The organism is Microbacterium sp. H37-C3, from assembly GCF_027157935.1.
Taxonomy (GTDB): Bacteria; Actinomycetota; Actinomycetes; order Actinomycetales; family Microbacteriaceae; genus Microbacterium; species Microbacterium plantarum.
In genome coordinates this window covers 399,955-425,099 of record NZ_JAPVLR010000003.1, presented here as the reverse complement: position 1 = coordinate 425,099, position 25,145 = coordinate 399,955, and the positions used below count along the sequence as shown (strand labels likewise).

The following is a 25,145-nucleotide window of genomic DNA, read 5'->3' as shown; positions in this document are numbered from 1 at the left end:
CCGGAGGAGCCCGTCATGCCGATCGAACAGCACGCCGACGTCAAACTGCAGGGCGTTTCCGTCCGGTCGCTGCCGAAGGTGTCGCTGCACGACCACCTCGACGGCGGTGTCCGCCCCGCGACCATCGTCGAACTGGCGGACGAACTCGGGCTCGACGTGCCCGAGACCGACGCCGACGACCTCGCCGACTGGTTCGAGGAGCAGAGCGACTCGGGTTCGCTCGTCGACTACATCAAGACCTTCGAGGTCACGCTGGGGGTCATGCAGACCGGCGAGGGACTGCGCCGCATCGCGCGCGAGTTCGTCACCGACCTCGCCGCCGACGGCGTGGTCTACGGCGAGGTGCGGTGGGCGCCCGAACAGCACCTGCGCGGCGGACTGTCGCTCCAGGAGGCCGTCGACGCCGTGCAGGAGGGCATCGAGGAGGGCGAGGATGCCGCCGAGGCGAAGGGTCACGACATCCGCGTCGGTCAGATCCTCTCGGCGATGCGTCAGGCCGACCGCTCGCTCGAGATCGCACGTCTGGCGGTCGACAACCGCGGTCGCGGAGTCGCCGGCTTCGACATCGCGGGACCCGAGGACGGCTTCCTCCCCGCACAGCACCGCGAGGCGTTCGACTACCTCGCCTCGGAGTTCTTCCCGGTGACGGTGCACGCGGGCGAGGCTGCGGGACTCGACTCGATCCGATCGGCGCTCATCGACGGTCGGGCGCTGCGCCTCGGTCACGGCGTGCGCATCGCGTCGGACCTCAACGTCGTCTCGCGTGAGGGCGAAGAGGTGCTCGTCCAGTTCGGCGACCTCGCGCGGTGGGTGCGCGACCGCGAGATCCCGCTCGAGCTGTCGCCCTCGTCCAACCTGCAGACCGGAGCCATCGCCGGATGGGGCACGCAGTGGGAGGACCACCCCTTCGACCTGCTGTATCAGCTGGGCTTCTCGGTCACCGTGAACGTCGACAACCGCACGCAGAGCCGCACCTCGCTCACGCGCGAACTCGCGACTCTGGCGCAGACCTTCGACTACGACCTCGACGACCTCCAGGCCTTCCAGCTGAACGCCGCCGCCGGTGCTTTCCTCTCGGTCGAGGAGCGCGAGGAGCTGATCGAGGTCATCGCCGAGGGCTTCGGAGCCTGACCCCGTCCTCACTCCTCGAGGTCCCACTTGGGCCGGGTTTCAGAGTCTGATTCCCGGCCGAACCGGGACCTCGCGGTTTCTGCCCAGGGGCCGGCGAGCACCGGGATGCTCACAGACGCGGCGGCAGGAGCCGCTGAAGCGACGATGAGGTCCAGGCTGTCGGGATGCGTCGACCCCAGCCCCTTCCTGAGCCGCTGCGCGGCGTGCCGTTCTCGGTCGGAGCCGCCCGCACGATGGGGGTGACGGCGGGACGACTCGATGCGAGTGATCTCGAGATCCCGTTTCGCGGCGTGCGGATACCGCGCGGAGCCAGCCCCGCGGATGTCGCCGAGCGGTGCGCCCAGTATGCGGTACGGCTGCGGCCATGGCAGTTCTTCAGCCACGACACCGCGCTCGCGCGATTCGGGGCGCCGCTCCCTCTCGGGAGCGATCCGCTCGTCCTGCACGTGGCGGCCCATCGGCCGAACCGAGAGCCCCGAGCCGACGGGGTCATCGGGCACCGCCTGGGCGAGCGTTCTCCCGCGGTGTGGGCTGTCAGCGGCATCCCGTTCGAGCATCCCGCCCGTGCCTGGCGGCACGTCGGGGCCGTCTGGCAGCTCGATGACCTGGTCGCGGCCGGTGACTACCTCGTGGGCCGCGGCGGGCTCGTGACCCTCGACCAGCTGGTGGACGAAGTGGAGCTGCACGCGACGCGCGGGCGCAGCCGGCTCATCCGTGCGCTGTCCGAGATCCGGCCCGGTTCGGAATCCTCGGAGGAGACGCGTCTGCGTCTGGTCCTTCAGCGGGCAGGGCTCCCCGAGCCGGAGCTGAATCCGGAGTTGCGACAGGCGTCGGGCGTCTTCATCGCACGGCTCGACCTGGCCTATCGGCGATGGCAGGTGGCCGTCGAGTACGACGGGCGCCAGCATGCCTTCGACGACGCCCAATTCGCGCGAGACGCCGACCGCTGGCACGCGATCCGCGCGAGCGGCTGGGAGCATGTGCGGATCCTGCGCCACCACCTACGCGGTGACGGCCAGCGGGCGGTCGATATGGTCCGGTCCGCCCTTCTCCGCGCTGGCTGGCGTCCCTGACCCCCCGAGGCGTCACCGAGGTCCCACTTGAGCCGGGTATAGCCGCCGAGTTCCCGGCCGAACTGGGACCTCGCCGCCCGGACCACGGGGTCAGCGCGGGAGAGAGGCCGCGAGGTCCGACAGAGCCGCAGCAACCTCGGCGCGCATGTCGGGGGCGGAGATGGTGGGCGTCCCGTCGCCGGCCTGCGGGCCGTAGTCGCCAAAGGATGCGTGGCTGGCGCCGTCGATCTCGATGAAGGTCGTATCCGCGGGGAGGAGGTGGCGGTTGTCGTCGACCTTCTGCGGGGTCGTCAGGCCGTCCTCCGAGCCGGACAGGCTCAGCACCGGCAGCCCCGAGCCCGACAGATCGGTCGCGCAGTACGACGCGAACAGCACGAGCCCGTCGGCATCCGCGGCCAACTGGCACGCCCGTACGCCGCCGAGCGAATGCCCACCGACCAGCCAGGTGTCCACACCGGGGACGAGCTCGGTGAACGACGAGAGCGGGCGAGGATCGAAGAAGGCGAGGTTCAGCCACGGCCGGGTGATCACCACGGTGACGTCGTCGTCGGCGACGACATCGGCCAGGATCGCGGCGTATGCCTCGGCCTGCACCTTCGCACCCGGCACGAAGACGAGTCCGACCTCTGCCGGTCCCGCAGCCGGTTCGAGCACGAGACTGCCGCCTGCCTCCGACATGACGATGCGCTCGTCGGCGCGGACGGCGTCGAGCGGCTCGGCCTCGGCGTCCATGACTCCGACCTGGCTCCAGACCAGCATGCCGATCACCGTGGCCACGACGATCCCGACGACCGACAGAACGACGATGAGGACGATCCGACGCCGTCGCGAGCGACGGTGCGGGCGAGCGGGCTCGTCACCCGTCGCCCGCACCGCTGCAGCGTCGCTCATCGAGCGTCGGAGCCGATCGCCGCCTGACGTTCGGAGACGGCGCGCTCGACCCGCGGGTACAGCGGGTGCGAGGGCTCGAGTCCGGTAACGGATGCCGTGAAGGATGCCGCGTCCTCGGCACGCAGGCGCTGCTGCAGCTCGACGGACTGCGGGTCCTCCGGGTCGTCGAACGCGAGGGCGGCACCGATCGCCGCGACCAGCGCATCGACCGACAGGCCGGCCTCGGCTGCTTCCGCGGCCGGGCCGACGAAGCGCTCGTGCCGGGAGAGCTTGCGCAGTGGCTGACGCCCCACGCGTCCGACGGTGTCGGGCAGCTCGGGGTTGGCGAAGCGCCGCAGGATCGTGGCGCGGTAGTCCGCGAGCTCACCGGCGTCGAGACCGTGCTTGTGGACGAGGAGCGCCGAGGTCTCTTCGAGCGCGGCCGAGACGCTCGCGGCGATCTCCGGCACGGCGAGGGCTTCGGCCACGGTCGGGGTGCCGGCCTGCGCGCCGAAGTAGGCGGTCGTGGCGTGACCGGTGTTGACCGTGAAGAGCTTGCGCTCGATGTACGGCTCGAGGTCCTCGACGAAGTGCGCGCCGGGGATGTTCGGCAGTTCGCCGCCGAACGGGCCGGACTCGATCGCCCACTCGTAGAACGGCTCGACCGTGACGTCGACGCCGGCACCGGCGGGCTGCGCGGGCACGATGCGGTCGACGGCGGTGTTGGCGAAGATCGCTCGGCCCGAGACGGCCTCCCACGCGTCGCCCGCCTGGGCGCGGATCTCGTCGCGCAGCAGGTCGGTCGCACCGATCGCGTTCTCGCACGCCATCACGGCCAGCGGTGCCGCGGCCGGGTCGCGCAGGGCGAGGCCGGCGAGGATGTGGGGCGCGATGAACTTCAGAACGGTCGGACCCACCGCGGTCGTGACGACGTCCGCGGTCGCGACGGCATCCGCGACGGCCTGCGGGTCCTCCGCGCTGTTGAGCGCACGGAAACCGGTGACGGTGCGGTCGACACCGCCCTCGCCGACCTCGTGGACGGTGTACTCGGAGGCGGCGTTGATGGCGTCGACCAGGGGAGCGGCGACGTCGGAGAAGACGAGCTCGTAGCCGCCTTCGTTCAGGAGGAGGCCGACGAAGCCGCGGCCGATGTTGCCGGCTCCGAAGTGGACCGCGGTGCTCACTGGTTCACCGAAGCGAGCAGGGCGTAGAGCTCATCGGGGGTCTGCGCGGCCTTCAGGCGAGCGACGTCGTCCTCCTCGGAGAAGAGGAGGGCGATCTGAGACAGGATGTCGAGGTGCTCGTCGCCCTTGCCGGCGATGCCGACGACGAACGAGACCGGCTCCCCGCCCCAGTCGACACCGCCGTCGTAGCGGACGAACGACAGCGCCGAGTCGAGGATCGCGTCCTTGGTCTCGTTGGTGCCGTGGGGGATGGCGAGCTCGTTGCCCATGTACGTCGACACGGTCTGCTCGCGCTGCTGCATGGCGTCGAAGTACGCGGAGGTCACGGCACCTGCGGACTCGAGCAGGTCAGCGGCCTCCTTCATCGCCTCTTCGCGGGTGGCGCTTCCGGAGTGGATGCGGATCTGACTGATGTTCAGGACCTCACGTGCCATGTCTGTCTCCTTCGAATGATGTTGCTGGGGGATGACACGGGGCCGGGGCGGATGGACCGCCCCGGCCCCGGGTCTGGGTTTCGAGCCTACGCGTCGGCGTCGTGCTGCTTGCGGACCATCTCCACGACCTCGTCGTACTTCGGCGAGTTCATGAAGTTGTCCACCGACACGTGAACCGCGTCGGGGTTCTGCGCCTTGGCGCGGTCGGTCAGCTGCTGCTGCGTGATGACCAGGTCGGCGGTGCCGTCGAGGTTCGCGATCGCCTTGTTGACGACCGTGACGTCCTCGATGCCGGCCTTCTTGAACTTGTTGCGCAGGACGCTCGCGCCCATCGCCGACGAGCCCATGCCCGCGTCGCAGGCGAACACGACCGACTGGATCGGCTTCGTCGCCGTCGCGGTGGCGGCGCCGGTCTCGGCTGCAGCACCGGTGGCGGCGGCAGCACCCGATGCGCGCAGGCCCGACAGGGCCTCCGAGCTCTTGCCCTTGTTCGCCTCGGTGCGTGCGATCGCGTCCTCGAACGTGCCGTCACCGGCCTGCTCGCGAGCGAGATCGCGCTTGCGGCTCGCCAGCAGGATCGCCGCCGAGACCGCGAAGGTCACACCGGCCGAGATGATCACCGAGAGGATGACGCCGAGGTGGCTGCCCGGGGCGGTCTGGATGAGCACCGCGAAGATGGATCCCGGCGAGGCCGCGGCGACCAGGCCGGAGTTGAAGATGGCGTTCGTGGCAACACCACTGGCGCCGCCGGCGATGAGCGCGACGATCAGGAGGGGCTTCGCCAGCACGTACGGGAAGTACACCTCGTGGATGCCGCCGAAGAACTGGATGATGAACGCACCCGGTGCGGTACCGCGCGCGATGCCGACCCCGAAGACGGAGATCGCGAGCAGGAGGCCGGCACCCGGGCCGGGGTTCGCCTCGACGAGGAAGAGCAGGCTCTTCCCGGTCTCGAGCGACTCCTGGGTTCCGAGCGGGGTGAACACGCCGTGGTTGATGGCGTTGTTGAGGAACAGAACCTTCGCGGGCTCGACGATGATGCTCGCCAGCGGGATCAGGCCGCGGTCGACGAGGAAGCCGACGGCGCCACCGAGCACGTCGGTGACGAACTTCATCACCGGGGCGAGCCAGAAGAAGGCTGCGAGCGCGGCGAAGAATGCGACGAAGCCGGCGCTGAAGTTGTCGACGAGCATCTCGAATCCGGCGCGGACCTTGCCCGCCCACAGCTTCTCGATCCACTTGAGTGCCAGGGCGGTCAGGGGACCGGCGACCATTGCGCCGAGGAACATGATGGTCCCCGAGGCGCCCACGATGACGCCCATCGCCGCGACGGCGCCGACGACACCGCCGCGGACACCGAAGACCATGCGGCCACCGGTGTAGGCGATCAGGGTGGGCAGCAGGTAGGTGATGATGGGACCGACCAGGCCGGTCCACTCGGTGCCGTCAGGGGTGACCCCGCCGCCGAGCATGCGGGAGTCGGCCCACTGCCAGGCCTCGATCGGTCCGTCCTGTCCGACCCATCCCGTGTCGATGAACAGAGCGGTGATCAGACCCCACGCGATGAAGGCCGCGATGTTGGGCATGACCATTCCCGAGAGGAAGGTTCCGAAGCGCTGGACGCGGACCCGGACCCCACCTCCCGCGGGTGGTGTTGACGTCGTTGTCATTTCTGGTTCTCCTTCTGGTGCAGTGTGTGGTGCGGGTGCTGGTGCTGATCAGATGCCGGCGGCGGTCTGGGCGGCGGCACGTGCCGAGGCCGCGTCGGTCGCGGTCAGGGCGGCCTCGGCGATGCGGCGGGCGTCGTCGAGGGTGTGGTTGAGCAGGGTGGCGCGAACGTCGGCGAGCGCGGTGGGCGCCATCGACAGGCTCGTGGCGCCGAGGCCCACGAGCACGACGGCCAGCAGCGGGTCGGCTGCGGCCTCGCCGCAGATGCCCACGGGCTTGCCGTTGGCCTGGCCCGCCTTGCCGGTCTCGTGGATGAGACGCAGCACAGCCGGGTGCCAGGGGTCCTGGAACGACGACACCGAACCGAGCAGCCGGTCGGCGGCGAGCGTGTACTGGGTGAGGTCGTTGGTGCCGATCGAGGCGAAGTCGGCGACCTTGAGGACGTGGTCAGCGAGCAGCGCCGACGACGGCACCTCGACCATGACACCCGCGGTCTTGATGCCGTACTCGCGGGCGATGCCGACGAAGTACTCGGTCTCCTCGACGGTCGAGACCATCGGCGCCATGACCCACAGGTCGGCCTCGGTCGCGGCATCCGCCTCGGCGAGCGCGGTGAGCTGCTCGCGCAGGATGTCCTCGCTCGCGCGCAGGGCGCGAAGACCGCGCAGGCCGAGCGCCGGGTTCTCCTCGTGCGCGTCGTTGAGGAACGCGAGCGGCTTGTCGGCGCCGGCATCCAGTGCGCGGACGACGACCTTCTGGCCCGGGAACGCCTGCAGCAGCTTCGTGTAGGCCTCGCGCTGCTGGGCGACGGTGGGCGCCTGCGACGAGCTGAGGAAGAGGAACTCGGTGCGGAAGAGGCCGACGCCCTCGGCGCCGAGCTCGACGGCCTGTGCCGCGCCCTCGGGCTTGCCGAGGTTCGCCAGCAGCGGGATGGCGGTGCCGTCGGCGAGCGCGCCGGGGGTGATCGGGGCGGATGCCGCCGACTTGCGCTCGTCGGCACGGTTCTGAGCCTGGGCGAGCTCGTCCTCGCTCGGGTCGGTCGTGACGACGCCCTTCGCGGCGTCGACGATGACCGTCTCGCCCTCGGAGAGGCTCGCGGCGTCCGTGACGCCGACGACGGCGACGATCGACTTCTCGCGGGCGAGGATCGCGGTGTGCGAGGTGGGCCCGCCCTCGGAGGTCACCAGCGCCAGGACCATGTCGAGGTCGAGCAGCGCGGTGTCGGCGGGGGCGAGGTCCTTGGCGACCAGCACGAAGGGGTGGCCCGGCTCGGGGACACCCGGTGCGGGGACGCCGCGGAGGTGAGCGATGACGCGCTGCGCGACGTCGTCGAGGTCGGCGGCGCGCTCGCCGAGATAGCCGCCCATCGCGGACAGCTGGTCGCGGAACGAGGCGAAGGCGTCGTACACGGCGAACTCGCCGGTCTTGCCGGCCTGCAGGCGGGTCGAGACCTCGGCCTCGAGGCTCGGGTCCTCGGCCATCATGGCCTGCGCTTCGAGCACGTCGCGGGCGGCGCCGCCCGCCTGTGCGCCACGCTGTTCGAGCTCGCGCGCGACAGCGGCGACGGCATCCTTCACGCGCGCCGTCTCCTCGTCGAGCGACAGCTCCGACTTCTCGTCCTTCGGCGCTGGAAGCGGCTCCGCCATCCGTGCGATCGGTCCCTGCGCGACTCCCAGGCCGATGCCCACTCCGCGAAGCTCACTCATTGCTCGATCTCCTTCGTATCGTCCGTGTTCGTATCGATGGTCGTTCGTGGTCACTCGTCGTGATCGGTGGCGAGCAGGTCGGCGAGTTCGTCCAGGACGCTCTCGGCGCTGTCACCGTCGGCCGTCAGGGTGACGTAATCGCCGTACTCGACGCCGAGCGCGATGACTCCGAGGATGCTCGCGGCGTTCACGGGAGAGCCCGAGCCCTTCGCGATCGTGACGTTGGCACCCGACTGCTTGACCGCCTGGGCGAACAGCTTCGCGGGACGGGCGTGAAGCCCGTTGGACGATCCGATGCGGACGGTACGCGATGCCTCGCTCATGAGGGGGTCCTCTCCGTTGAAGGGATGTCGGTGCTGGAACGTGTCGTGGTGGTGGCCGGAGCGGTGATCAGCGCGAGCGTCCGGCTCCCGTCGAGATCTCGGAAGATGTCGGCGGGCATCAGGATGACGCGCGTCCCGCGGGCAGCCGCGGCCTCGGTGATCCGGTCCAGCTTCGGGATGAGCTGGGGGCCGACGAGGACGATGTCCGCCGCGTCGAGATCGATCGGCAGTGACTGCTCGGTTCCGGCGGTGGCGGTGATGTCCAGGCCGCGCGCCTGCGCCGCGTGGCGCACTCGCTGTGCGACGAAAGTACTCGACGCGCCCGCGCCGCATACGACCAGGATCCTCATCGACCCGCCTCCTCCTCTCCCCATTGTTGTGAGACCCCTGAGAGGCGACAAGGTCTTCCTGCTTCCGCAGGGGCGGAAGGTCGGCCGGGCCATGATGGAATGGGAGCGTGACCAGGAGCCGGCAGGACCGCGTCCTCGCGATTCTCGCGCGCGACGGCGACTGGGTGACCGCAGCCGCGCTCGCGGATGCGATCGGGGTCACGCCGCGCTCGATCCGCAGCTACGTCACGGCCCTGAACGCGCGGGTGCCGGATGGCGTCGTCGTCGAGTCCGGACCGCAGGGCTACCGCGCGGGGCCGGAGAGCGCGACGGCGGTGCATGTGGGCGACGCCGGCACCCCGCGTGACCGGCTGCACCGCCTCGTGCGGGCCCTGCTGGATTCGCCGGACGGAATCGACGTCTTCGAGACGGCCGAGGCCTTCTTCGTCAGCCCCGCCACGATCGATGCCGATCTCAGCCGGGTGCGCGGGCTGCTCGGCGGCACCGAGCTCAGCCTGGAACGCACGTCGTCGCGGGCACGGCTGCGCGGCACCGAGATGGCCCAGCGACGGCTGCTCAGCAGGCTCGCCCACGAGGAGACCGATGACGGCTCCTTCGACCTCGACAGCCTCCGTCGCACTCTCGGCGAACGGTCCGTCGGGGCGGTCGCCTTCGGCCCCTTCAAGGACGACCTGGTCACCGAGCTGACCGAGCTCGGCTACTTCGTCAACGAGTTCGGCATCGGGGATGTCGTCATGCACATCGCCATCGCCGCCGACCGGATCACGCGGGGTCGGGCTCTCGACGTGGCAGAGGCCGACGACGCCGCGTTCCGCGCCGAGGTCGGCGACATCCTCGACCGCCTCACGCGCCGGCACCTCGGCGTCGTGCTGGGGTCGGGCGACCGTCAGCATCTCGCCGCCCTCGTGCTCACGCGCGTCGTGGCGCCCGGTGCGACCGAGCCGGCGGCGCTCATCCGCGAGCGCATCGACCCGGACGTCGCGACCGCCGTCCGGGACGTCGTGCGGCGGGCGGCCGCGGAGTTCCTCGTCGACATCGACCAGGAGGACTTCGTGCTGCGCCTGTCGCTGCACGTGCAGAACCTCAAGCACCGGGCACGCGAGCAGGCGTGGTCGCGCAACCCGCTCACACGATCGCTGAAGACGACGTATCCGATGATCTTCGAGGTCGCCGTGTACATCGCCGACGCACTGCGGGGTCTCCTCGGCATCCCGCTCCTCGACGACGAGATCGCCTACATCGCGATGCACGTCGGCGGGCGCCTGGAACGCAGCCGGCTCTCCGCGCAGGCGCTGACAGCGACGATCGTGTGCCCCGGGTACTACGAGCTGCACGAGCTGTTGCGCTCGAGCGTCGACCGTTCGCTGGGACAGGCACTCGACGTGGTGGGCGTCGAGACGCGCGTCGACCCGGACTGGGCCTCCATCGACACCGACCTCATCCTGTCGACCATCGCGCCTCCGGTCATGAGCGACCGGATCGTCCACATCCAGCCCTTCCTCACCGACGCCGACATCGATCGGGTGCAGACCGCCGCCGCGCGGCTCCGCCGGGCCCGGCGCCTGACGCGCTTGCGCGCCGAGCTGGAGCGCTACTTCGATCCGTCCGCGTTCATCCGCGGGCTCGACGGCGACGGGGGAGAAGAGGCCGCGATCCGCCGGCTGGGCTCACTGCTGGTCGATCAAGGCGTCATCGACGACGACTACATCGAGCGCACGATCGAGCGCGAGCGGCTCTCGTCCACAGCTTTCACCGACGCGCTCGCCGTCCCGCACGCCATCGGGATGACCGCGACGCGTACGGCCATCTCGCTCGGGATCGCCGACCCTTCGATCGCATGGGGTGACGGCCGCGTGCAGGTCGTCGCGATGGTCGCCTTCTCGGAGTCGGACCGCGCCGCGTTCCAGACGGTCTTCGAGCAGCTGGTCGAGGTGTTCAGCGAGCGCGAGAGCGTGCAGCGCATCGTGCGACGGGGGACCACCTTCGGCGCCTTCCTCGACGAGCTCGTCGCGGTCGTCGACGGCTGATCGCTCGCGCTCAGCGGGCGAGTCGCGCTTCGAGCCCCAGCTTCACCGCAGGCCACTCGTGCGGAAGCACCGAGTACACGACCGTGTCGCGGAGCGTCCCCTGCGGGCCCAGCCGGTGGTTGCGGAGCACACCGTCCTGCTTCGCGCCGAGACGCTCGATCGCCGCGCGCGACTGACGGTTGTGCCACGACGTGCGGAACTCCACCGCGATGGCGTCGCAGCTCTCGAACGCGTGGCCGAGCAGCAGACGCTTCGCGGCCGTGTTGACGGCTGTTCGCTGCACCGACGGCGACAGCCAGGTGTGTCCGATCTCCACGCGGCGGTTGGGCTGGTCGATGTTGCAGAACGTCGTCATCCCCACCGCGACATCGTCGCGCAGCACGGCGAACGGGTTCATGTGGCCCTCGTCGCGCCAGGCGAGACGCTGCGCGATGTCGGCCGGAACGGATGCGGGAACCGAGGTGTACCAGGCGTACTCGAGGCCGGCCGTGGCTCGCGCGAGGTCGTCGGCGTGGTCGAGGTCGAGCGGGACGAGCCGCACGTGGTCGTCAGCGAGCTCCACAGGTTCCGTCAGCAGCACTCCCGAAGCCTAGCGGCGCGGATACGCGATACAGACGTCGGACGGGTGGTGCTGGTGGGGTGTCCGGGGTTGCTCGAGGCGACATCAGCCCCGCGCGTCCGACGAATGTATCGCCAGAAGCGCGGGACCGTGCAGGCCGGAGGGCGGCGATCAGCCGATGGCCGCGAGCAGCTCGCGCACGCCGGCCTCGAGCGCGGCGAGCCGGGATGCCGCGTCGGCGGCCGAGTCTCCGCGAACATCGAGGTACAGCTTGAGCTTCGGCTCGGTGCCGCTCGGGCGCACGAGGATGCGGGCGTCGCCCTCGAGCCACAGGCGCAGGATGTCGCCGAGTGGCGGACCCGACACCGGAGCGGCGAGATCCTCGAACGACACGACTGCCGCGTCGCCGATGCGGGTCGGCGGTGCGGCGCGGAGCGCTGCGGTGATGCGTCCGATGACCGCGAGATCGTCGACCCGGACCGACACCTGCCCGCTCGCGAAGCTGCCGAACTCGGCGTCGAACTCGGCGAGCAGGTCACCCAGCGTCCGACCCTGTTCGCGCGCCTCGGCGGCGAGGCCGAGGATCGCGATGGCGGCCGAGATGCCGTCCTTGTCCTTCACGGTCTCGGGGTTCACCAGATAGCCGAGTGCCTCTTCGAAGCCGAAGACGAGTCCAGGGGCGCGCGAGATCCACTTGAAGCCGGTGAGGGTGGCGTGGAAGCCGAGGCCGTGGCGCTCGGCGACGACCTGGAGCGCCGGCGAGGATACGAGCGAGCAGGCCAGCGACGCGCCCTCGGCGACGCCGCCCTCCGCGGCTCGACGTGCCGCGCGCCAGCCGAGCAGCAGCCCGATCTGGTTGCCGGTCAGTCGCCTCCAGCCGCCCTCGGCGACAGCATCCGGAATGGCGACGGCGAGGCGATCGGCGTCGGGGTCGTTCGCGAGGATGAACTCCGCATCGTTCGCGCGGGCGGTCTCGAGTGCCAGATCCATCGCGCCCGGTTCCTCGGGATTCGGGAACGCGACGGTCGGGAATCGGCCGTCCGGCTCGGCCTGCTCGGCGACCGGGACGGGGTGCGGGTAGCCCGCAGCGTCGAGGATGCGCAGCATGGTCTCTGTTCCGACACCGTGCATGGCGGTGTAGACCCAGCGCATCCCGTTCGCGCCCGCGGGCGCCGGGGCGACGGTCGCCGTCGCGGCGACGTACGCCTCGACGACGGTGTCGTCGGCGGTCTCGTACTGCTCGGAGCGGGGGAGGACCGAGATGTCGCCGGCGTCCGCCACCCGCTGGATGTGCGCGGCGATCTCGCCGTCGGCGGGCGGGACGATCTGCGAGCCGTCGTCGGCCCCGCCGAGGTACACCTTGTAGCCGTTGTCGTCGGGCGGGTTGTGGCTCGCCGTGACCATCACACCGGCGTCGGCACCGAGGTGCCGCACCGCGAACGCGAGAACCGGCGTCGGGAGCAGGCGCGGCAGCAGGATGGCGCGCAGCCCCGCCCCCGCGAAGATCTCGGCCGAGTCTCGCGCGAACTGCGCCGAGCCGCGACGCCCGTCGTAGCCGACGACGACGACGGGCGGAGCATCCGGTCCCGCCTTCTCGAGCAGATACGCCGCGAGCCCCGCGGCGGCCTGCGTCACGAGCACGCGGTTCATACGGTTGCTGCCGGCGCCGAGGCGACCTCGGAGTCCTGCGGTGCCGAAGGCCAGGCGCGTGCTGAAGCGGTCGACGAGGTCGGCCGCGGCCGCTTCGTCGCCTGACTCGGCTGCGGCGATGACGGCGGCCAGCTCATCGCGGGTCTCGGAGTCGGGGTCCTGGGCCATCCAGGCGCGCGCAGCGTCCCAGGGAACCGCCGGCGTCGTCGCGTCGACGTTCACGCCCGTGACGGGCTCGTCCGCGCCGGTCACAGCGCCTCGATCACGCGGGCGAGGAGCGCCGAGATCACCGGCTCGGCCTCGCGCCCGGCCTCGATCACCTCGGCGTGGCTGAGCGGGGTCTCCTGGATGCCGGCGGCGAGGTTCGTGATGAGCGAGAACCCGAGGATCTCCATGCCGGCCTCGCGGGCGGCGATGGCCTCGAGCGCCGTCGACATGCCCACGATGTCGCCGCCGAGCGTGCGAGCCATGCGCACCTCGGCCGGCGTCTCGTACTGCGGGCCGCGGAACTGCGTGTACACGCCCTCGTCCAGCGTGGGATCGATCGAGCGCGCGATGTCGCGCAGTCGCGAGGAGTACAGGTCGGTCAGGTCGACGAACGTCGCGCCCTCGAGGGGCGAGTCGGCGGTGAGGTTCAGGTGGTCGCTGATGAGCACCGGCTGGCCGGGCCGCCACGTCGGCTTGATGCCGCCCGCGCCGTTGGTCAGCACCATGATCTTCGCGCCGGTGGCGGCGGCGGTGCGCACGCTGTGCACGACCCGGCGAACGCCGTGCCCCTCGTAGTAGTGGGTGCGGGCGCCGATGACGAGGATGCGCTTGCCCTCGGGGGTCAGGATGCTGCGCAGCGTCCCGACGTGCCCCTCGAGTGCGGGTTTGCTGAAGCCGGTGACGTCGGTGGCGGGGATGGTCGCCGTGGTCTCGCCGATGAGCTCGGCTGCCCGACCCCAGCCGCTGCCGAGGGTGAGCGCGATGTCGTGGCGCTCGACGCCGCTGATACGGGCGATGTCGGCCGCAGCCTCGCGGGCCACATCGAGCGGGTCGACAGCGGGATCGTCGAGCGGGTGCGCGGAGGAGTCAAGCATCCCCCCACTCTAAGACTCGCGACCCTCCAGACGCAGGCGTGCGCGACCGACTCCGCGGCTGAGGAAGAATGGAGACCATGTCGCCTCTCAGCTTCGAGCGCACCCAAAGCGTCGCCGTCCTCGGCGGCGGCCCCGGCGGATACGAGGCGGCCCTGGCCGCCGCCCAGCAGGGTGCGGAGGTGACGCTGGTCGAACGCGCCGGCGTGGGCGGCTCGGCCGTCATCACCGACGTCGTCCCCTCGAAGTCGCTGATCGCCACGGCTGATGCGGCCGTCGCCATCAGCGAGGCATCCGATTTGGGCGTGCAGCTGTTCGCGCGGTCCGACTCCGGCACTCCGCTCAAGCCGGAGGTCGCCATCAATCTCGCGGCCGTCAACCGCCGGCTGCTCTCTCTCGCTCGCCAGCAGTCCGACGACATGCGCGCGCAGCTCGTCGAAGCGGGTGTCCGCATCATCTCCGGCCACGGGCGCCTCGACGGCACGCACGCCCTGATCGCGGCGACGGGCCCCGGCGGCACCGACTTCGACCGCGTGGAAGCCGACACCCTCGTCGTCTCCGTGGGGGCGTCGCCGCGCGAACTGCCCAGTGCGAAGCCCGACGGGGAGCGCATCCTCACCTGGACGCAGCTCTACGACATGAAGTCGCTGCCCGAGCACCTCATCGTCGTGGGATCCGGTGTGACGGGAGCGGAGTTCGCCTCGGCCTACATGAACCTCGGGGCGAAGGTGACGCTGATCTCCAGCCGCGACCAGGTGCTCCCGGGCGAGGACGTCGACGCGGCCGCGGTCATCGAGAAGGTGTTCAAGCGCGGCGGGATGACGGTGCTGTCGAAGTCTCGCGCCGAGAAGGTCGAGCGCACCGAGAACGGCGTTGTGGCGACCCTCTCGGACGGGCGCACGGTCGAGGGGAGCCACTGCCTCATGGCGGTCGGCTCGATCCCCAACACCGCCGGCATCGGTCTCGAAGAGGCGGGCGTCCAGCTCACGGATTCGGGCCACATCCAGGTCAACCGCGTCGCGCGCACATCCGTGCCGAACATCTACGCCGCGGGTGACTGCACCACGTTCGTGCCGCTCGCCTCGGTCGCTGCGATGCAGGGGCGTCAGGCCGTCTTCCACGCGCTCGGCGACACCGTCATCCCGCTCGAGCGCCGCCGCATCACCGCGAACATCTTCACCGCGCCCGAGATCGCGACGGTGGGCCAGCAGCAGAAGGACATCGAGTCGGGCCTGGTCAACGGGTACGTGCACAAGCTCCCGCTCGCCGCGAACCCGCGCGCGAAGATGATGGGCGTCAAGGACGGCTTCGTGAAGATCATCGCGCGCGAGGGCTCGGGAACCGTCATCGGCGGTGTCATCGTGGCGCCGCGCGCCTCGGAGCTCATCTACCCGATCGCGATCGCCGTCGAGCGCCGTCTCACGGTCGACCAGGTCTCGCGGGTCTTCGCGGTGTACCCCTCGCTCACGGGCAGCATCACGGATGCCGCTCGCGCGATGCACCTCGTCCAGCGCGACGAGGACCCGCTCTCCTGAGCCGAGCACACGAGCGTCGGAGAATCGCGCGAAAGTCGGAGTAATCCTGGCGATCGCTCCGATGTACGCGCCTCTCTCCGACGCTCACGCGCGGTCATGCGTCGCCGTGTCACCTCACATCGGCGTAGTAGCGCGTCTCCGGCTCGGCGCGGACGGCAATCCTGACGGCGGTCGTGCGGGTGGCATCAACGAGCTCGAGAGCGTGCGGCTTCTCGTCGCAGTCGATGCTCGTCTCCACGCCGCGCGAGCCGGACGTCGTCGAAGCCTCGACGAACACCGTCGCGGTGTGACCGCCGAAGCACCGCACCTCGACCACACTCGCCGGCGCCGGCTCGGCGAGCGTCAGGATGGCCCCTGCGCTCCCGTCACCGGAATTCTCGAACGGCATCGTACGGCCGCTCGCCGTGCCGATGCCGACATCCGCGCCGGCTTGTTCGGCCGCGACAGCGGCGAGCCACCCGTCGGCCGCCGCGAGGTCGACCGTGTCGGAAGCGCAGGCGCTCAGCCCGAGAGCGAGCCCCAGCAGGCAGACGACGGGAATGACACGTGCATGGCGGCGCATGCCCCCACCCTAGGGGTCAGGAGATGGTGAGCAGGGGGTGACCTGCTCCCACGGTGGTGCCCGGCGTCGCGTCGATGGAGCCGACGACGCCGTCCTTGTGGGCCTGGATGGGCTGCTCCATCTTCATCGCCTCGAGTACCACGACGAGGTCGCCCTTGACGACCTGCTGGCCGGCTTCGACCGCGACCTTGACGATCGTCGCCTGCATCGGTGACTTCACGGCGTCCCCGGATGCCGCGGCGCTGGCGTTGGCCGCGTGCGAGCGCCGCGAGGGCGGCACCTGGGCGGGGCGGCCCACCGCGACCGGAGGGGAGGCGACCCGGTCGGGGAGGCTCACTTCGAGGCGCTTGCCGGCGACCTCCACGACGACCGTGTGGCGGCCGCTGGGCTCGGCGGGAGCCTCGAGCTCGCCGTCCCACGCCGGGATGTCGTTGACGAACTCGGTCTCGATCCACCGCGTGAACACGCCGAACGTGCCGTTCTCCGCCGTGAAGGCGGGCTCGCGCACGACGCGGCGGTGGAACGGCAGGACGGTGGGCATACCGGCGACCTCGAACTCGTCGAGCGCGCGGCGCGAGCGCTCGAGTGCCTCCTCGCGGGTGCGACCCGTGACGATGATCTTTCCGAGCATCGAGTCGAACGCGCCGGAGACCGAGTCGCCGGCCGTGACACCGGAATCGAGACGGATGCCGGGACCGCCGAACGTCTTGAAGACGTGGATGCGGCCGGGCTGCGGGAGGAAGTTGCGTCCCGGGTCCTCGCCGTTGATGCGGAACTCGATCGAGTGTCCGACCGGTGCAGGATCGTCGTAGTCCAGCGTGCCGCCCTCGGCGATGCGGAACTGCTCGCGGACGAGGTCGATCCCGGTCACCTCTTCGGACACGGGGTGCTCGACCTGGAGGCGCGTGTTGACCTCGAGGAACGAGATCGTGCCGTCGGCGCCGATGAGGAACTCGCAGGTTCCCGCCCCGACATAGCCGACCTCGCGCAGGATGGCCTTCGAGGCGGAGTAGAGGATGTCGTTCTGCTCGTCCGTGAGGAAGGGCGCGGGCGCTTCTTCGACGAGCTTCTGGTGGCGTCGTTGCAGCGAGCAGTCGCGCGTGGAGACGACGACCACGTTGCCGGCTGCGTCGGCGAGGCACTGCGTCTCGACATGGCGCGGCTTGTCGAGGTACTTCTCGACGAAGCACTCGCCTCGGCCGAACGCGGCGATCGCCTCACGAGTGGCCGACTCGAATAGCTCGGCGACCTCGTCGAGCTCGCGCGCGACCTTCAGACCACGCCCGCCGCCGCCGTAGGCGGCTTTGATGGCGATCGGCAGGCCGTGCTCGTTCGCGAAGGCGATGACCTCGTCGGCACCGTCGACGGGCCCGGGGGTACCGGGCGCGAGCGGAGCGCCGACCTTCTCGGCGACGTGCCGCGCGGTGACCTTGTCGCCGAGAGCCTCGATAGCCTCGGGAGAGGGGCCGATCCAGGTGAGTCCCGCGCCGATGACGGCGCGGGCGAACTCGGCGTTCTCCGCGAGGAAGCCGTACCCGGGGTGCACGGCGTCGGCGCCGGAACGTCGCGCGACGGAGAGGATCTTCTCGATGGAGAGGTAGGTCTCGGCGCTCGTGGACCCCTCGAGGGCGTACGCCTCGTCGGCGAGGCGGGCGTGGAGCGCGTCGCGGTCCTGGTCGGCGTAGACGGCGACGGACGCCTTCCCGCTGTCACGGGCGGCGCGCACGATACGGACGGCGATCTCGCCGCGGTTCGCGATCAGGACCTTGGCGATCTCAGGCATGAATGCCAGCCTAGCGAGCACGCGGCCCCGTCTTTTGGATCACTCGCACAAAGTGACCGGCCGAACGTGAGTGGATGCCTACGAAGCGGGCCCGCCGTTCATGATGTCAGCCGCGTGGTCCAGAGGTCGGGCCAGGCCACGCCGAGCTCACGGACGAGGCGGCGCAACGTCGATAAGGACATCCCGACGACCGTGGAGGGATCGCCGTCGACCCGCGTGATGAAGGGGCCGCCGAGGCTGTCGACAGTGAAGGCTCCCGCCACCTGCAGAGGTTCGCCGGTGCCGACGTACGCCGCGATCTCGTCGGCGGTGATGTCGTCGGCGAAGGTCACCGCGGCGTCCGCGACGGCGTACGCCTCCTGCGCAACGGTCCCCGGGCGCACGCGGAACACCGAGTGCCCCGAGTGGAGGATGCCGGTGCCCCCGCGCATCCTCTCCCACCTCGCGGTCGCCACGTCGGGCCGGAGCGGCTTGCCGAGGACCTCGCCGTCGAAGGCGAACATCGAGTCGCCCCCGATGACGATGCCGTCGAAGTCGGGTTCGAGTCGCGCGAGCGTCGCGACCACGTCGGCCGCCTTGCGTCGCGCCAGCAGCAGGACGTGCTCGTCCGGCGGCAGCACGCGACCCTCCTCGGCTTCGAGGGCGGCGACGACGGCCTCCTCGTCGACCTCGGGGGCACGGGTCGCTGGTTCGATGCCCGCCTGACGCAGCAGCATGAGGCGGGCGGGGGAGGTCGAGGCGAGGCACACGCGCATGCCGTTCACGCTACCTGCGGGCGCGCGTGTGCGAGCATCGAGGGATGCAGTCCGGCGACCTCCTCGATCTCGACGTCACCGACGTCGCCCACGGCGGCGTCTTCGTCGCACGACACGAAGGCCGCGTCGTCTTCGTCCCCGACGCGATCCCCGGTGAGAGGGTGCGCGCGCGGCTGACCGACACCGCGAAGTCGTCGTTCTGGCGTGCCGAGGCGCTCGACGTGCTCGAGGCGTCGCGGCATCGGCGACCGCACGTCTGGTCGCCCGCCGACATCGGCACCGCGCCGGAGAACCGCCCGGGCGGGGCCGACTTCGGGCACATCGACCTCGAACACCAGCGCGAGCTCAAGCAGCGCGTCCTCCGCGACGCTCTGAAGCGCTTCGGCGGTGTCGACAGCGACGTCGTCGTCGCGGCAGCCGGCGCCGACGAGACGCCGGACGGCACGGGATGGCGCACGCGCGTGAGCCTCCACGTCGACGGGGATGGACGCATCGGGCCCTTCGCCGCGCGCTCGCACCGCGTCGTCGAGGTCGACGACCTGCCGCTCGCCACCCCGGCGATCGCTGAGGCAGTGGGCCGCGGCCGGACGGCCGCACCCGGACGCCTCGACCTCGTGCAGCCCTCCGACGGGCGGGTGCGAGCCCTGGCCCGCCCGGAGACGCCCCGCCGTCGAGGTCGGGGCGGTCCGCGTCCCGCGGCCGACCCGGCGCTGCGCGAAGCGGTGATCGAGAAGGTCGGCGACCGGGAGTTCCGCGTCGACGCCGGAGGGTTCTGGCAGGTCCACCGGCTCGCGCCGGTCGCGCTGCGCGATGCGGTCCACGGCGGCCTGCGAGCCGCCGGCCGCGGCGTCGATCCCGACGCGTGGCACCTCGACCTGTACGGCGGGGTCGGCCTCCTCGCGGCTGCCGTCGCCGAGCTGGGCGGCACCGCGACCCGCATCACGAGCGTCGAGTCCGACACCCGCGCCACCGACCACGCCGGGGAGAACCTGGCCGAGTGGGTGGGAGCCCGTGCCGAGACCGGCCGGGTCGACCGCTGGCTCGCGCAGATCGAGGAGACCGCGTCGGCTGCCGAACGCGCTCGCTTGCGCGCCGGTGTGACGGTTCTCGATCCGCCGCGGTCGGGAGCCGGTCGCGACGTCGTCGATTCGCTGCTGCGGCTGCGGCCCGCAACCCTCGTCTACGTCGCGTGCGACCCGGTCGCACTCGCGCGCGATCTCGGCATGTTGCGCGCGGGTGGGTACGCGCCGGTGTCGTTGCAGGGTCTGGACCTGTTCCCGCATTCGCACCACATGGAGGCGGTTGCGGTACTCACCGACGAGGCCCCCCTGTCCTAGGCTGAGCCCATGACACGGGTGGCACTCATCGACGATCACGAGTCGGTCCGGCTCGGGCTCGCCGCCGCCTGTTCCCGCGTGGGATTCGGGGAGGTCGTCTTCTCTGGAAGCACTGTCGCCGAGTATCTGCGCTGGCGAAAGGACACGGCGGAGTCGCCGGCGGATGTCGTCGTCCTCGACCTCATGCTCGGCGACGGTGCCACCGTGGCGGAGAACGTCGCACAGCTGGTCTGGGACGGCTCGCAGGTCATCATCCACAGCGTCGCCGACCGTCCGGCGGCGGTGCGTGAAGCCCTGTCCGCGGGCGCTTTGGGTGTCATCAGCAAGTCGGCGCGCACCGACGACGTCGTCGCGGCGGTTCGGACGGTGGCGCGGGGTGAACATCTGGACAACGTCGAGTGGGCCAGCGCGGTCGACGGCGACCGGGCGTTCGCCGATGCCCAGCTCTCGGCACGTGAGCGCGATGTGCTTCGCCTGTATGCCGCCGGATTGCCCCTCAAAGCGGTGGCCGAGCGGCTCGGGATCGCCTACTCCACCGCGAAAGAGAACATCACCCGGGTCCGTGTGAAGTACGTCGAGGTCGGCCGTCCCGCACCCACCAAGGTCGACCTCCTCCGCCGTGCGATGGAAGACGGTCTCGTCGGCGAAGCGTCCGATGCCCGCTGAGACCCCGGGCACCGGGACGACCCGCCCCCGTCGTCCTGCGGAGTTCCGCGAGGCCCTGGCCCAGACTCAGCGCTTCACCCAGTCGCGCATCGACCGCATCCTGGGCATCGTCGTCGGCACCGGGAGCGCCGTCATCGGCATCCAGGCCCTCGTGGGAGCGATCAGCACCCCCGCCGGGCATTCCGTCTGGCACACGGTTCTGCTGGTTGTAGTCCTGGGCTCGCTGCTGATGATGTGCGTCGCGCTCATCACCTCGCGGGCCGTCCGCGTGTTCGCCGCGATCTTCGCCGGCGTCTTCCCGGTCGCAACCGTCCTCTGGCCGCTCGCGGCCGACCGGTCGACCACCGTCGACCAGCAGCCCTGGTTGTGGTTCCTCATCAACGTGGGGACCGTCGCGGCGGTCTTCTGCATGCCCCTGGCCGGCCAGATCGTCTGGGCATTCCTCCTGCCGTTGCTGTACGGCGCGATGCGGCTCGTACTCCTGCCCCTCACGCCCGCCACGGTGCTCGACGTCGCGCTCGACTCGGCGTTCGCGATCATCCTCGCGAGCGTCCTGATCGTCGTCGGCTGGATCCTCCGGTCGCTCGCGGCGAGCATCGACAGCGGACGGGAGGGCGCCGTCCGCTCCTTCGCGCAGGCGGCCGCGGCGGACGCGGTCGAAAAAGAGCGGGTCGCCGTCGCGGCGCTCATGCACGACAGCGTGCTGGCCGCACTGATCGCGGCCGAACGCGCGGAGACCGACCGCGAGCGGACGCTGGCGGTCGCCATGGCCCGCGAAGCACTCACGCGCCTGGCGAACGTCGACCAAGAGGTGGGCGAAGGTCCCGACGCCCCCATCCCCGCGGGCGTCATCGGCGCCGAGCTCGAATCGACCGTTCACCGTCTGTCTCCGGACGCCGAGGTTTCGCAGCGGATCGAACCCGATGCCCGGTCTGTGCCGGGCCGAGTCGCCCGAGCGCTGCACCTCGCAGCGGCACAGGCGGTGACGAATTCGGTCGAGCATGCCGGCGCCGCGAATCTGCGTGTGTCCTTCCACGCCGATGGGGCGGGGCTCGCGATCACCGTCACCGACGACGGACCCGGTTTCGAGGCGACGCGCGTCGCGGAGGACCGCCTCGGGATCCGAGCCTCGATCATCGCGCGGGTGGCCGCTGTGGCCGGATCCGCCACGGTCGACTCCGATGCCTCCGGGACGACCGTGTCGATCAGCTGGCGGGAGAGCTCATGAACCGTTCGGTCCGCTGGGTGCTGTCGGCACTCGGGGTCGCGTTCACGGCGTACTTGGCGGTCGGCGGAATGTTCTGGACCCGCCCCGTCGACGTCCCCGTCGTGCTGATCCTGAACCTCGTCGTCTACCTCGCCGTCACGGGCCTGTGCATCTTCTGGCCCACGCGGCCGATGGATGCGGCGGCGAAGCCGGCCGCGGAGGTTCCGGCGATGAGTGCCGTGACGGCAGGCATGAGCCGTCCGGCGCCGCTGCCCCTGTGGATCGCGCTCCTCGCCCTCGCGGTCACCGTGGTGATCCCGTCAGCCACCTGGTGGGCCGCGGGCGAAGAGGGGCGGCTGCAGCCGTTCGCGACCTGGAGCCTCGGCGGGCTCGGTGCCTTGATGGCCGTCCTCGTCGTGCGCCGGCGCTCCATCGTGGCCTGGTCGGGCATCGTCGTCCTGTTCCTGCAGTCGGTCGTGTGGATCGGCCCGGAGCCGACGCTCTCGCTGGGAGCCGTCGGTTCGGCGATCTGGGTGGGCGGAGCGCAGATCATCGTCCTGCTGATCGACCGCGCGGCCGTCGAGACCGCGCAGCTCACGGCGCTGCAACGCGAGGCGTCCGAATGGCTCGCCACACAGGAGGGCCGCCGTCGCGAGCGCCGGGTCCGCGTGCAGCGCGCGCTCGCCGTCGCGGGGCCCGTGCTTTCGCGCACCATCAACGCGGGCGGCGACCTCGACGACGACGAGCGCCTGCAGGCGCGGCTCGCGGAGGGGCGTCTGCGCGATGAGCTGCGCGGTCCGCGGCTGCTCGACGACGCGGTGCGCCGCGTGCTCGAAGACGTCCGGCGAGCCGGAGCCCACGTCACGTTCCTCGACGAGGGCGGCCTCGACGGCCTCGACGAGCGCGAACTCGCCGCCATCCGTGCCGAGCTTGCCGCCGTGCTCGACGGGGCACGGTCGGAGCGGCTCTACATCCGGACTTCGACGCATCCCGACACGGCGGTCACGGTCGTCGGCCGCTCGCGCCATGACGACGCCGATGAGACGGTCGATCTCTGGCGCGAGATCGCGCGGCCCCGCCCGCGTCTCTGACCGGACGGAAGGTACTGGGGGCGAGGGGCGGCGAAGCCGCCCGCCCCTCGCCATGCGAGTGGTTACCCGAAAACCGACTCGCAGCAGTCACCGGCTAAAAGCTCGGGTGACCGAACGCAGTAGCGTTCCAGCACATTCAGTCTGCGGCAGCGTGCCAGATCTGTCTGTAGGTATTTCGGGGGACAAAATCAGTTTCGCCCGTCAACCGGTGAAACGCCCCCAGCCGAAGCCGCGCCGCAGCGGCGTCCGCAACGCGCGTGCCGAGCGCCGCCAGGCGGACTCGGGGGCCGGCTCGGGGGCGATCGCCTCCGCGGCTTCCTGGGCGTACGACTCGCTCACGACGGCGATGACGGCGGCCAGCTCCTCCGGGGTCGGATCGCCGCGCCGCACCTCGATGCGCAGGGGTCGCTCGTCGTGGCCCGCCTCGTCCCGGGAATCCTCTCGACCGCTCACAGCGGGATGTTCCCGTGCTTCTTCGCGGGCAGCTCGGCCCGCTTCCCCCGGAGCGCGCGCAGCGACTTCGCGATGTAGACGCGCGTCTGCGCCGGCTCGATGATGCCGTCGAGCTCGCCCCGCTCGGCGGCCAGGAAGGGGGAGGCCACGTTGTAGGTGTACTCGGAGGCCAGGCGCGACCGCACCGCGGCGACATCCTCGCCCGCCTCTTCGGCGCGCTTGATCTCACCGCGGTAGAGGATGTTGACCGCTCCCTGGCCGCCCATCACAGCGATCTCCGCGGTCGGCCAGGCGACGTTCACGTCGGCGCCCAGCTGCTTGGAGCCCATCACGATGTAGGCGCCGCCGTAGGCCTTCCGGAGGATGACCGTCACGAGCGGAACCGTCGCCTCGGCGTAGGCGTAGAGCAGCTTGGCCCCGCGGCGGATGACGCCGGTCCATTCCTGATCCGTGCCGGGAAGATAGCCCGGAACGTCGACGAGGGTGACGATCGGCACCGAGAAGGCGTCGCAGAACCGAACAAACCGGCTCGCCTTCTCGCCGGCATCGATGTTCAGAGTGCCCGCCATCTGCGAGGGCTGGTTGGCGATGATGCCGACCGTCCGTCCCTCGACCCGGCCGAAGCCGACGACGATGTTCGGTGCGAACAGCGGCTGCACCTCGAGGAAGTCGCCCTCGTCGACGATCCCCGAGATGACCTGGTGGATGTCGTAGGGCTGGTTGGGTGAATCGGGGATGACGACGTTCAGGGCACGGTCGTCGTCAGTGGTCTCCCACTCGAAGCCGGTCTCGTACACCGGGGCGTCCGACATGTTGTTGTCGGGCAGGAAGCTCAGGAGCGACCGGGCGTAGTCGATCGCGTCGTCCTCGTCCTGGGCCAGGTAGTGCGCGACACCCGAACGCGTGTTGTGGGTGTGGGCGCCGCCGAGCTCCTCCATGCCGACGTCCTCGCCGGTGACGGTCTTGATGACATCGGGGCCGGTGACGAACATCTGACTCGTCTTGTCGACCATGATGACGAAGTCCGTGAGGGCGGGGGAGTAGACCGCGCCGCCCGCGGCGGGCCCCATGATCAGCGAGATCTGGGGGATCACTCCCGACGCCGCGGTGTTCAGGCGGAAGATCTCGCCGTACTTGCCGAGCGCCACGACGCCCTCCTGGATTCGGGCGCCACCCGAGTCGAGGATGCCGATGATCGGCATCCCGCCGCGCAGAGCGAGCTCCATGACCTTGATGATCTTCTCGCCAGCGGACTCGCCGAGCGAGCCGCCGAACGTCGTGAAGTCCTGCGAGTAGACCGCGACGGTGCGGCCGTGGATCGTGCCGACGCCCGAGACGACGGAGTCGCCGTAGGGGCGGGACCGGTCCATGCCGAACGCGGTGGTGCGATGGCGCACGTACTCGTCGAGCTCCACGAACGACCCCGGGTCCACGAGCATCTCGATGCGCTCGCGGGCGGTGAGCTTGCCCTTCTTGTGCTGCTTCTCGCGTGCCGCGGTCTCGGCGTCGACGACGGCCGTCTGGTAGCGGGCGCGGAGGTCGGCGATCTTGCCGGCGGTCGTGGACAGGTCGGGCTGGTCGGTCACGCGTTCCACCCTATCCAGCGCGGCCCCGCAGCCGTTGGAGCACACCCACAACGACGACGGCGATCGCCTGTGGAAACCCTCGGGCGCAACCCCTCGCCGAGCCGCGATCCGGCATC

The 25,145-nt window shown here is 70.7% G+C and carries 23 protein-coding genes; 8 read left to right on the top strand and 15 right to left on the bottom strand.

All coding sequences use genetic code 11. From position 1 onward, the window contains the following. The first annotated feature begins 15 nt into the window (after window positions 1-15). Together O1W71_RS11040 and O1W71_RS11035 are read left to right on the top strand one after the other, a co-directional pair. The gene (locus O1W71_RS11040; protein ID WP_112617408.1) at window positions 16-1,131 is read left to right on the top strand and encodes an adenosine deaminase; all 1,116 of its coding nucleotides are present in this window, start codon (window positions 16-18) and stop codon (window positions 1,129-1,131) included. A gap of 164 nt (window positions 1,132-1,295) precedes the next feature. After that, a complete protein-coding gene (locus O1W71_RS11035) occupies window positions 1,296-2,204 on the top strand; it encodes a hypothetical protein (RefSeq protein ID WP_269267884.1) in 909 nt (302 codons plus the stop codon). Between the two features lie 90 nt (window positions 2,205-2,294). On the opposite strand, the gene O1W71_RS11030 is transcribed toward O1W71_RS11035, so the two are convergent. The 7 genes from O1W71_RS11030 to O1W71_RS11000 form a co-directional block, all read right to left on the bottom strand. Next, complete coding sequence (locus tag O1W71_RS11030) at window positions 2,295-3,095, bottom strand: alpha/beta hydrolase (RefSeq protein WP_269267883.1); 801 nt, start codon at window positions 3,093-3,095, stop codon at window positions 2,295-2,297. Further along, window positions 3,092-4,258 carry a mannitol-1-phosphate 5-dehydrogenase gene (locus tag O1W71_RS11025; RefSeq protein ID WP_269267882.1) on the bottom strand — a complete coding sequence of 389 codons (1,167 nt, stop codon included), beginning with the start codon at window positions 4,256-4,258 and terminating at the stop codon, window positions 3,092-3,094. The genes O1W71_RS11030 and O1W71_RS11025 overlap by 4 nt, the downstream gene beginning before the upstream one ends. Beyond that, window positions 4,255-4,692, bottom strand: coding sequence for a PTS sugar transporter subunit IIA (locus O1W71_RS11020; protein WP_269267881.1), 438 nt, complete (start codon window positions 4,690-4,692; stop codon window positions 4,255-4,257). Before O1W71_RS11020 ends, O1W71_RS11025 begins: the two co-directional genes overlap by 4 nt. An 86-nt stretch (window positions 4,693-4,778) precedes the next feature. Next, window positions 4,779-6,362, bottom strand: coding sequence for a PTS mannitol transporter subunit IICB (locus O1W71_RS11015; RefSeq protein WP_269267880.1), 1,584 nt, complete (start codon window positions 6,360-6,362; stop codon window positions 4,779-4,781). A 48-nt stretch (window positions 6,363-6,410) separates the two neighbouring features. Beyond that, window positions 6,411-8,066 carry a phosphoenolpyruvate--protein phosphotransferase gene (gene ptsP, locus O1W71_RS11010; RefSeq protein WP_112617402.1) on the bottom strand — a complete coding sequence of 552 codons (1,656 nt, stop codon included), beginning with the start codon at window positions 8,064-8,066 and terminating at the stop codon, window positions 6,411-6,413. Window positions 8,067-8,116: 50 nt separating this feature from the next. After that, on the bottom strand, window positions 8,117-8,389 hold the full coding sequence (locus O1W71_RS11005) for an HPr family phosphocarrier protein (protein ID WP_023955516.1): 273 nt from the start codon (window positions 8,387-8,389) through the stop codon (window positions 8,117-8,119). Beyond that, window positions 8,386-8,739, bottom strand: a complete 354-nt coding sequence (locus O1W71_RS11000) for a PTS sugar transporter subunit IIB (protein WP_269267879.1) — start codon at window positions 8,737-8,739, stop codon at window positions 8,386-8,388. The genes O1W71_RS11005 and O1W71_RS11000 overlap by 4 nt, the downstream gene beginning before the upstream one ends. A 107-nt stretch (window positions 8,740-8,846) precedes the next feature. On the opposite strand from O1W71_RS11000, the gene O1W71_RS10995 reads away from it, so the two are divergent. After that, the gene (locus O1W71_RS10995) at window positions 8,847-10,766 is read left to right on the top strand and encodes a BglG family transcription antiterminator (RefSeq protein ID WP_269267878.1); all 1,920 of its coding nucleotides are present in this window, start codon (window positions 8,847-8,849) and stop codon (window positions 10,764-10,766) included. A 10-nt stretch (window positions 10,767-10,776) separates the two neighbouring features. Here the strand turns inward: O1W71_RS10995 and O1W71_RS10990 are convergent, their stop codons facing one another. The 3 genes from O1W71_RS10990 to O1W71_RS10980 all read right to left on the bottom strand — a co-directional run bounded on the left by O1W71_RS10990 (window position 10,777) and on the right by O1W71_RS10980 (window position 14,057). After that, on the bottom strand, window positions 10,777-11,346 hold the full coding sequence (locus O1W71_RS10990; RefSeq protein ID WP_269267876.1) for a GNAT family N-acetyltransferase: 570 nt from the start codon (window positions 11,344-11,346) through the stop codon (window positions 10,777-10,779). A gap of 150 nt (window positions 11,347-11,496) precedes the next feature. After that, a complete protein-coding gene (locus O1W71_RS10985; RefSeq protein ID WP_269268042.1) occupies window positions 11,497-13,143 on the bottom strand; it encodes a phospho-sugar mutase in 1,647 nt (548 codons plus the stop codon). A gap of 80 nt (window positions 13,144-13,223) precedes the next feature. Beyond that, entirely contained in the window at window positions 13,224-14,057 is an 834-nt protein-coding gene (locus O1W71_RS10980) for a purine-nucleoside phosphorylase (RefSeq protein WP_269267875.1), read from the bottom strand. A 68-nt stretch (window positions 14,058-14,125) separates the two neighbouring features. On the opposite strand from O1W71_RS10980, the gene O1W71_RS10975 reads away from it, so the two are divergent. Continuing rightward, window positions 14,126-15,589, top strand: a complete 1,464-nt coding sequence (locus tag O1W71_RS10975; RefSeq protein ID WP_114588564.1) for an NAD(P)H-quinone dehydrogenase — start codon at window positions 14,126-14,128, stop codon at window positions 15,587-15,589. A 109-nt stretch (window positions 15,590-15,698) separates the two neighbouring features. On the opposite strand, the gene O1W71_RS10970 is transcribed toward O1W71_RS10975, so the two are convergent. The 3 genes from O1W71_RS10970 to O1W71_RS10960 all read right to left on the bottom strand — a co-directional run bounded on the left by O1W71_RS10970 (window position 15,699) and on the right by O1W71_RS10960 (window position 18,689). After that, entirely contained in the window at window positions 15,699-16,151 is a 453-nt protein-coding gene (locus tag O1W71_RS10970; RefSeq protein WP_269267873.1) for a hypothetical protein, read from the bottom strand. Between the two features lie 16 nt (window positions 16,152-16,167). Continuing rightward, window positions 16,168-17,934 carry an acetyl/propionyl/methylcrotonyl-CoA carboxylase subunit alpha gene (locus O1W71_RS10965; protein WP_269267871.1) on the bottom strand — a complete coding sequence of 589 codons (1,767 nt, stop codon included), beginning with the start codon at window positions 17,932-17,934 and terminating at the stop codon, window positions 16,168-16,170. A 98-nt stretch (window positions 17,935-18,032) separates the two neighbouring features. Further along, window positions 18,033-18,689: a Maf family protein gene (locus O1W71_RS10960; RefSeq protein WP_112617593.1), complete on the bottom strand. Its 657-nt coding sequence runs from the start codon at window positions 18,687-18,689 to the stop codon at window positions 18,033-18,035. A 44-nt stretch (window positions 18,690-18,733) separates the two neighbouring features. Here O1W71_RS10960 and O1W71_RS10955 point away from each other — a divergent pair, with 44 nt between their 5' ends. From O1W71_RS10955 to O1W71_RS10940, 4 genes are read left to right on the top strand one after another with little or no spacing between them, the layout of a single operon-like run. Next, the gene (locus tag O1W71_RS10955; RefSeq protein WP_269267870.1) at window positions 18,734-20,026 is read left to right on the top strand and encodes a class I SAM-dependent RNA methyltransferase; all 1,293 of its coding nucleotides are present in this window, start codon (window positions 18,734-18,736) and stop codon (window positions 20,024-20,026) included. A 9-nt stretch (window positions 20,027-20,035) separates the two neighbouring features. After that, a complete protein-coding gene (locus O1W71_RS10950) occupies window positions 20,036-20,692 on the top strand; it encodes a response regulator transcription factor (protein ID WP_269267869.1) in 657 nt (218 codons plus the stop codon). Beyond that, window positions 20,682-21,920, top strand: a complete 1,239-nt coding sequence (locus O1W71_RS10945) for a sensor histidine kinase (RefSeq protein WP_269267868.1) — start codon at window positions 20,682-20,684, stop codon at window positions 21,918-21,920. Before O1W71_RS10950 ends, O1W71_RS10945 begins: the two co-directional genes overlap by 11 nt. Beyond that, the gene (locus tag O1W71_RS10940) at window positions 21,917-22,990 is read left to right on the top strand and encodes a hypothetical protein (RefSeq protein WP_269267867.1); all 1,074 of its coding nucleotides are present in this window, start codon (window positions 21,917-21,919) and stop codon (window positions 22,988-22,990) included. Before O1W71_RS10945 ends, O1W71_RS10940 begins: the two co-directional genes overlap by 4 nt. Window positions 22,991-23,191: 201 nt before the next feature. On the opposite strand, the gene O1W71_RS10935 is transcribed toward O1W71_RS10940, so the two are convergent. Together O1W71_RS10935 and O1W71_RS10930 are read right to left on the bottom strand one after the other, a co-directional pair. Then, window positions 23,192-23,443 carry an acyl-CoA carboxylase subunit epsilon gene (locus O1W71_RS10935; RefSeq protein WP_181574234.1) on the bottom strand — a complete coding sequence of 84 codons (252 nt, stop codon included), beginning with the start codon at window positions 23,441-23,443 and terminating at the stop codon, window positions 23,192-23,194. Next, on the bottom strand, window positions 23,440-25,029 hold the full coding sequence (locus O1W71_RS10930; RefSeq protein WP_181574233.1) for an acyl-CoA carboxylase subunit beta: 1,590 nt from the start codon (window positions 25,027-25,029) through the stop codon (window positions 23,440-23,442). Before O1W71_RS10930 ends, O1W71_RS10935 begins: the two co-directional genes overlap by 4 nt. Between the last annotated feature and the right edge of the window lie 116 nt (window positions 25,030-25,145).

Excerpts from the sequence above, each read along its gene's own strand:
- O1W71_RS11040 (WP_112617408.1), top strand. The coding sequence starts at position 16 with ATGCCGATCGAACAGCACGCCGACGTCAAACTGCAGGGCGTTTCCGTC.
- O1W71_RS11035 (WP_269267884.1), top strand. The coding sequence starts at position 1,296 with ATGCGTCGACCCCAGCCCCTTCCTGAGCCGCTGCGCGGCGTGCCGTTC.
- O1W71_RS11030 (WP_269267883.1), bottom strand. The coding sequence starts at position 3,095 with ATGAGCGACGCTGCAGCGGTGCGGGCGACGGGTGACGAGCCCGCTCGC.
- O1W71_RS11020 (WP_269267881.1), bottom strand. The coding sequence starts at position 4,692 with ATGGCACGTGAGGTCCTGAACATCAGTCAGATCCGCATCCACTCCGGA.
- O1W71_RS11015 (WP_269267880.1), bottom strand. The coding sequence starts at position 6,362 with ATGACAACGACGTCAACACCACCCGCGGGAGGTGGGGTCCGGGTCCGC.
- ptsP (WP_112617402.1), bottom strand. The coding sequence starts at position 8,066 with ATGAGTGAGCTTCGCGGAGTGGGCATCGGCCTGGGAGTCGCGCAGGGA.
- O1W71_RS11005 (WP_023955516.1), bottom strand. The coding sequence starts at position 8,389 with ATGAGCGAGGCATCGCGTACCGTCCGCATCGGATCGTCCAACGGGCTT.
- O1W71_RS11000 (WP_269267879.1), bottom strand. The coding sequence starts at position 8,739 with ATGAGGATCCTGGTCGTATGCGGCGCGGGCGCGTCGAGTACTTTCGTC.
- O1W71_RS10985 (WP_269268042.1), bottom strand. The coding sequence starts at position 13,143 with ATGGCCCAGGACCCCGACTCCGAGACCCGCGATGAGCTGGCCGCCGTC.
- O1W71_RS10980 (WP_269267875.1), bottom strand. The coding sequence starts at position 14,057 with ATGCTTGACTCCTCCGCGCACCCGCTCGACGATCCCGCTGTCGACCCG.
- O1W71_RS10975 (WP_114588564.1), top strand. The coding sequence starts at position 14,126 with ATGGAGACCATGTCGCCTCTCAGCTTCGAGCGCACCCAAAGCGTCGCC.
- O1W71_RS10970 (WP_269267873.1), bottom strand. The coding sequence starts at position 16,151 with ATGCGCCGCCATGCACGTGTCATTCCCGTCGTCTGCCTGCTGGGGCTC.
- O1W71_RS10965 (WP_269267871.1), bottom strand. The coding sequence starts at position 17,934 with ATGCCTGAGATCGCCAAGGTCCTGATCGCGAACCGCGGCGAGATCGCC.
- O1W71_RS10960 (WP_112617593.1), bottom strand. The coding sequence starts at position 18,689 with ATGCGCGTGTGCCTCGCCTCGACCTCCCCCGCCCGCCTCATGCTGCTG.
- O1W71_RS10955 (WP_269267870.1), top strand. The coding sequence starts at position 18,734 with ATGCAGTCCGGCGACCTCCTCGATCTCGACGTCACCGACGTCGCCCAC.
- O1W71_RS10950 (WP_269267869.1), top strand. The coding sequence starts at position 20,036 with ATGACACGGGTGGCACTCATCGACGATCACGAGTCGGTCCGGCTCGGG.
- O1W71_RS10945 (WP_269267868.1), top strand. The coding sequence starts at position 20,682 with ATGCCCGCTGAGACCCCGGGCACCGGGACGACCCGCCCCCGTCGTCCT.
- O1W71_RS10940 (WP_269267867.1), top strand. The coding sequence starts at position 21,917 with ATGAACCGTTCGGTCCGCTGGGTGCTGTCGGCACTCGGGGTCGCGTTC.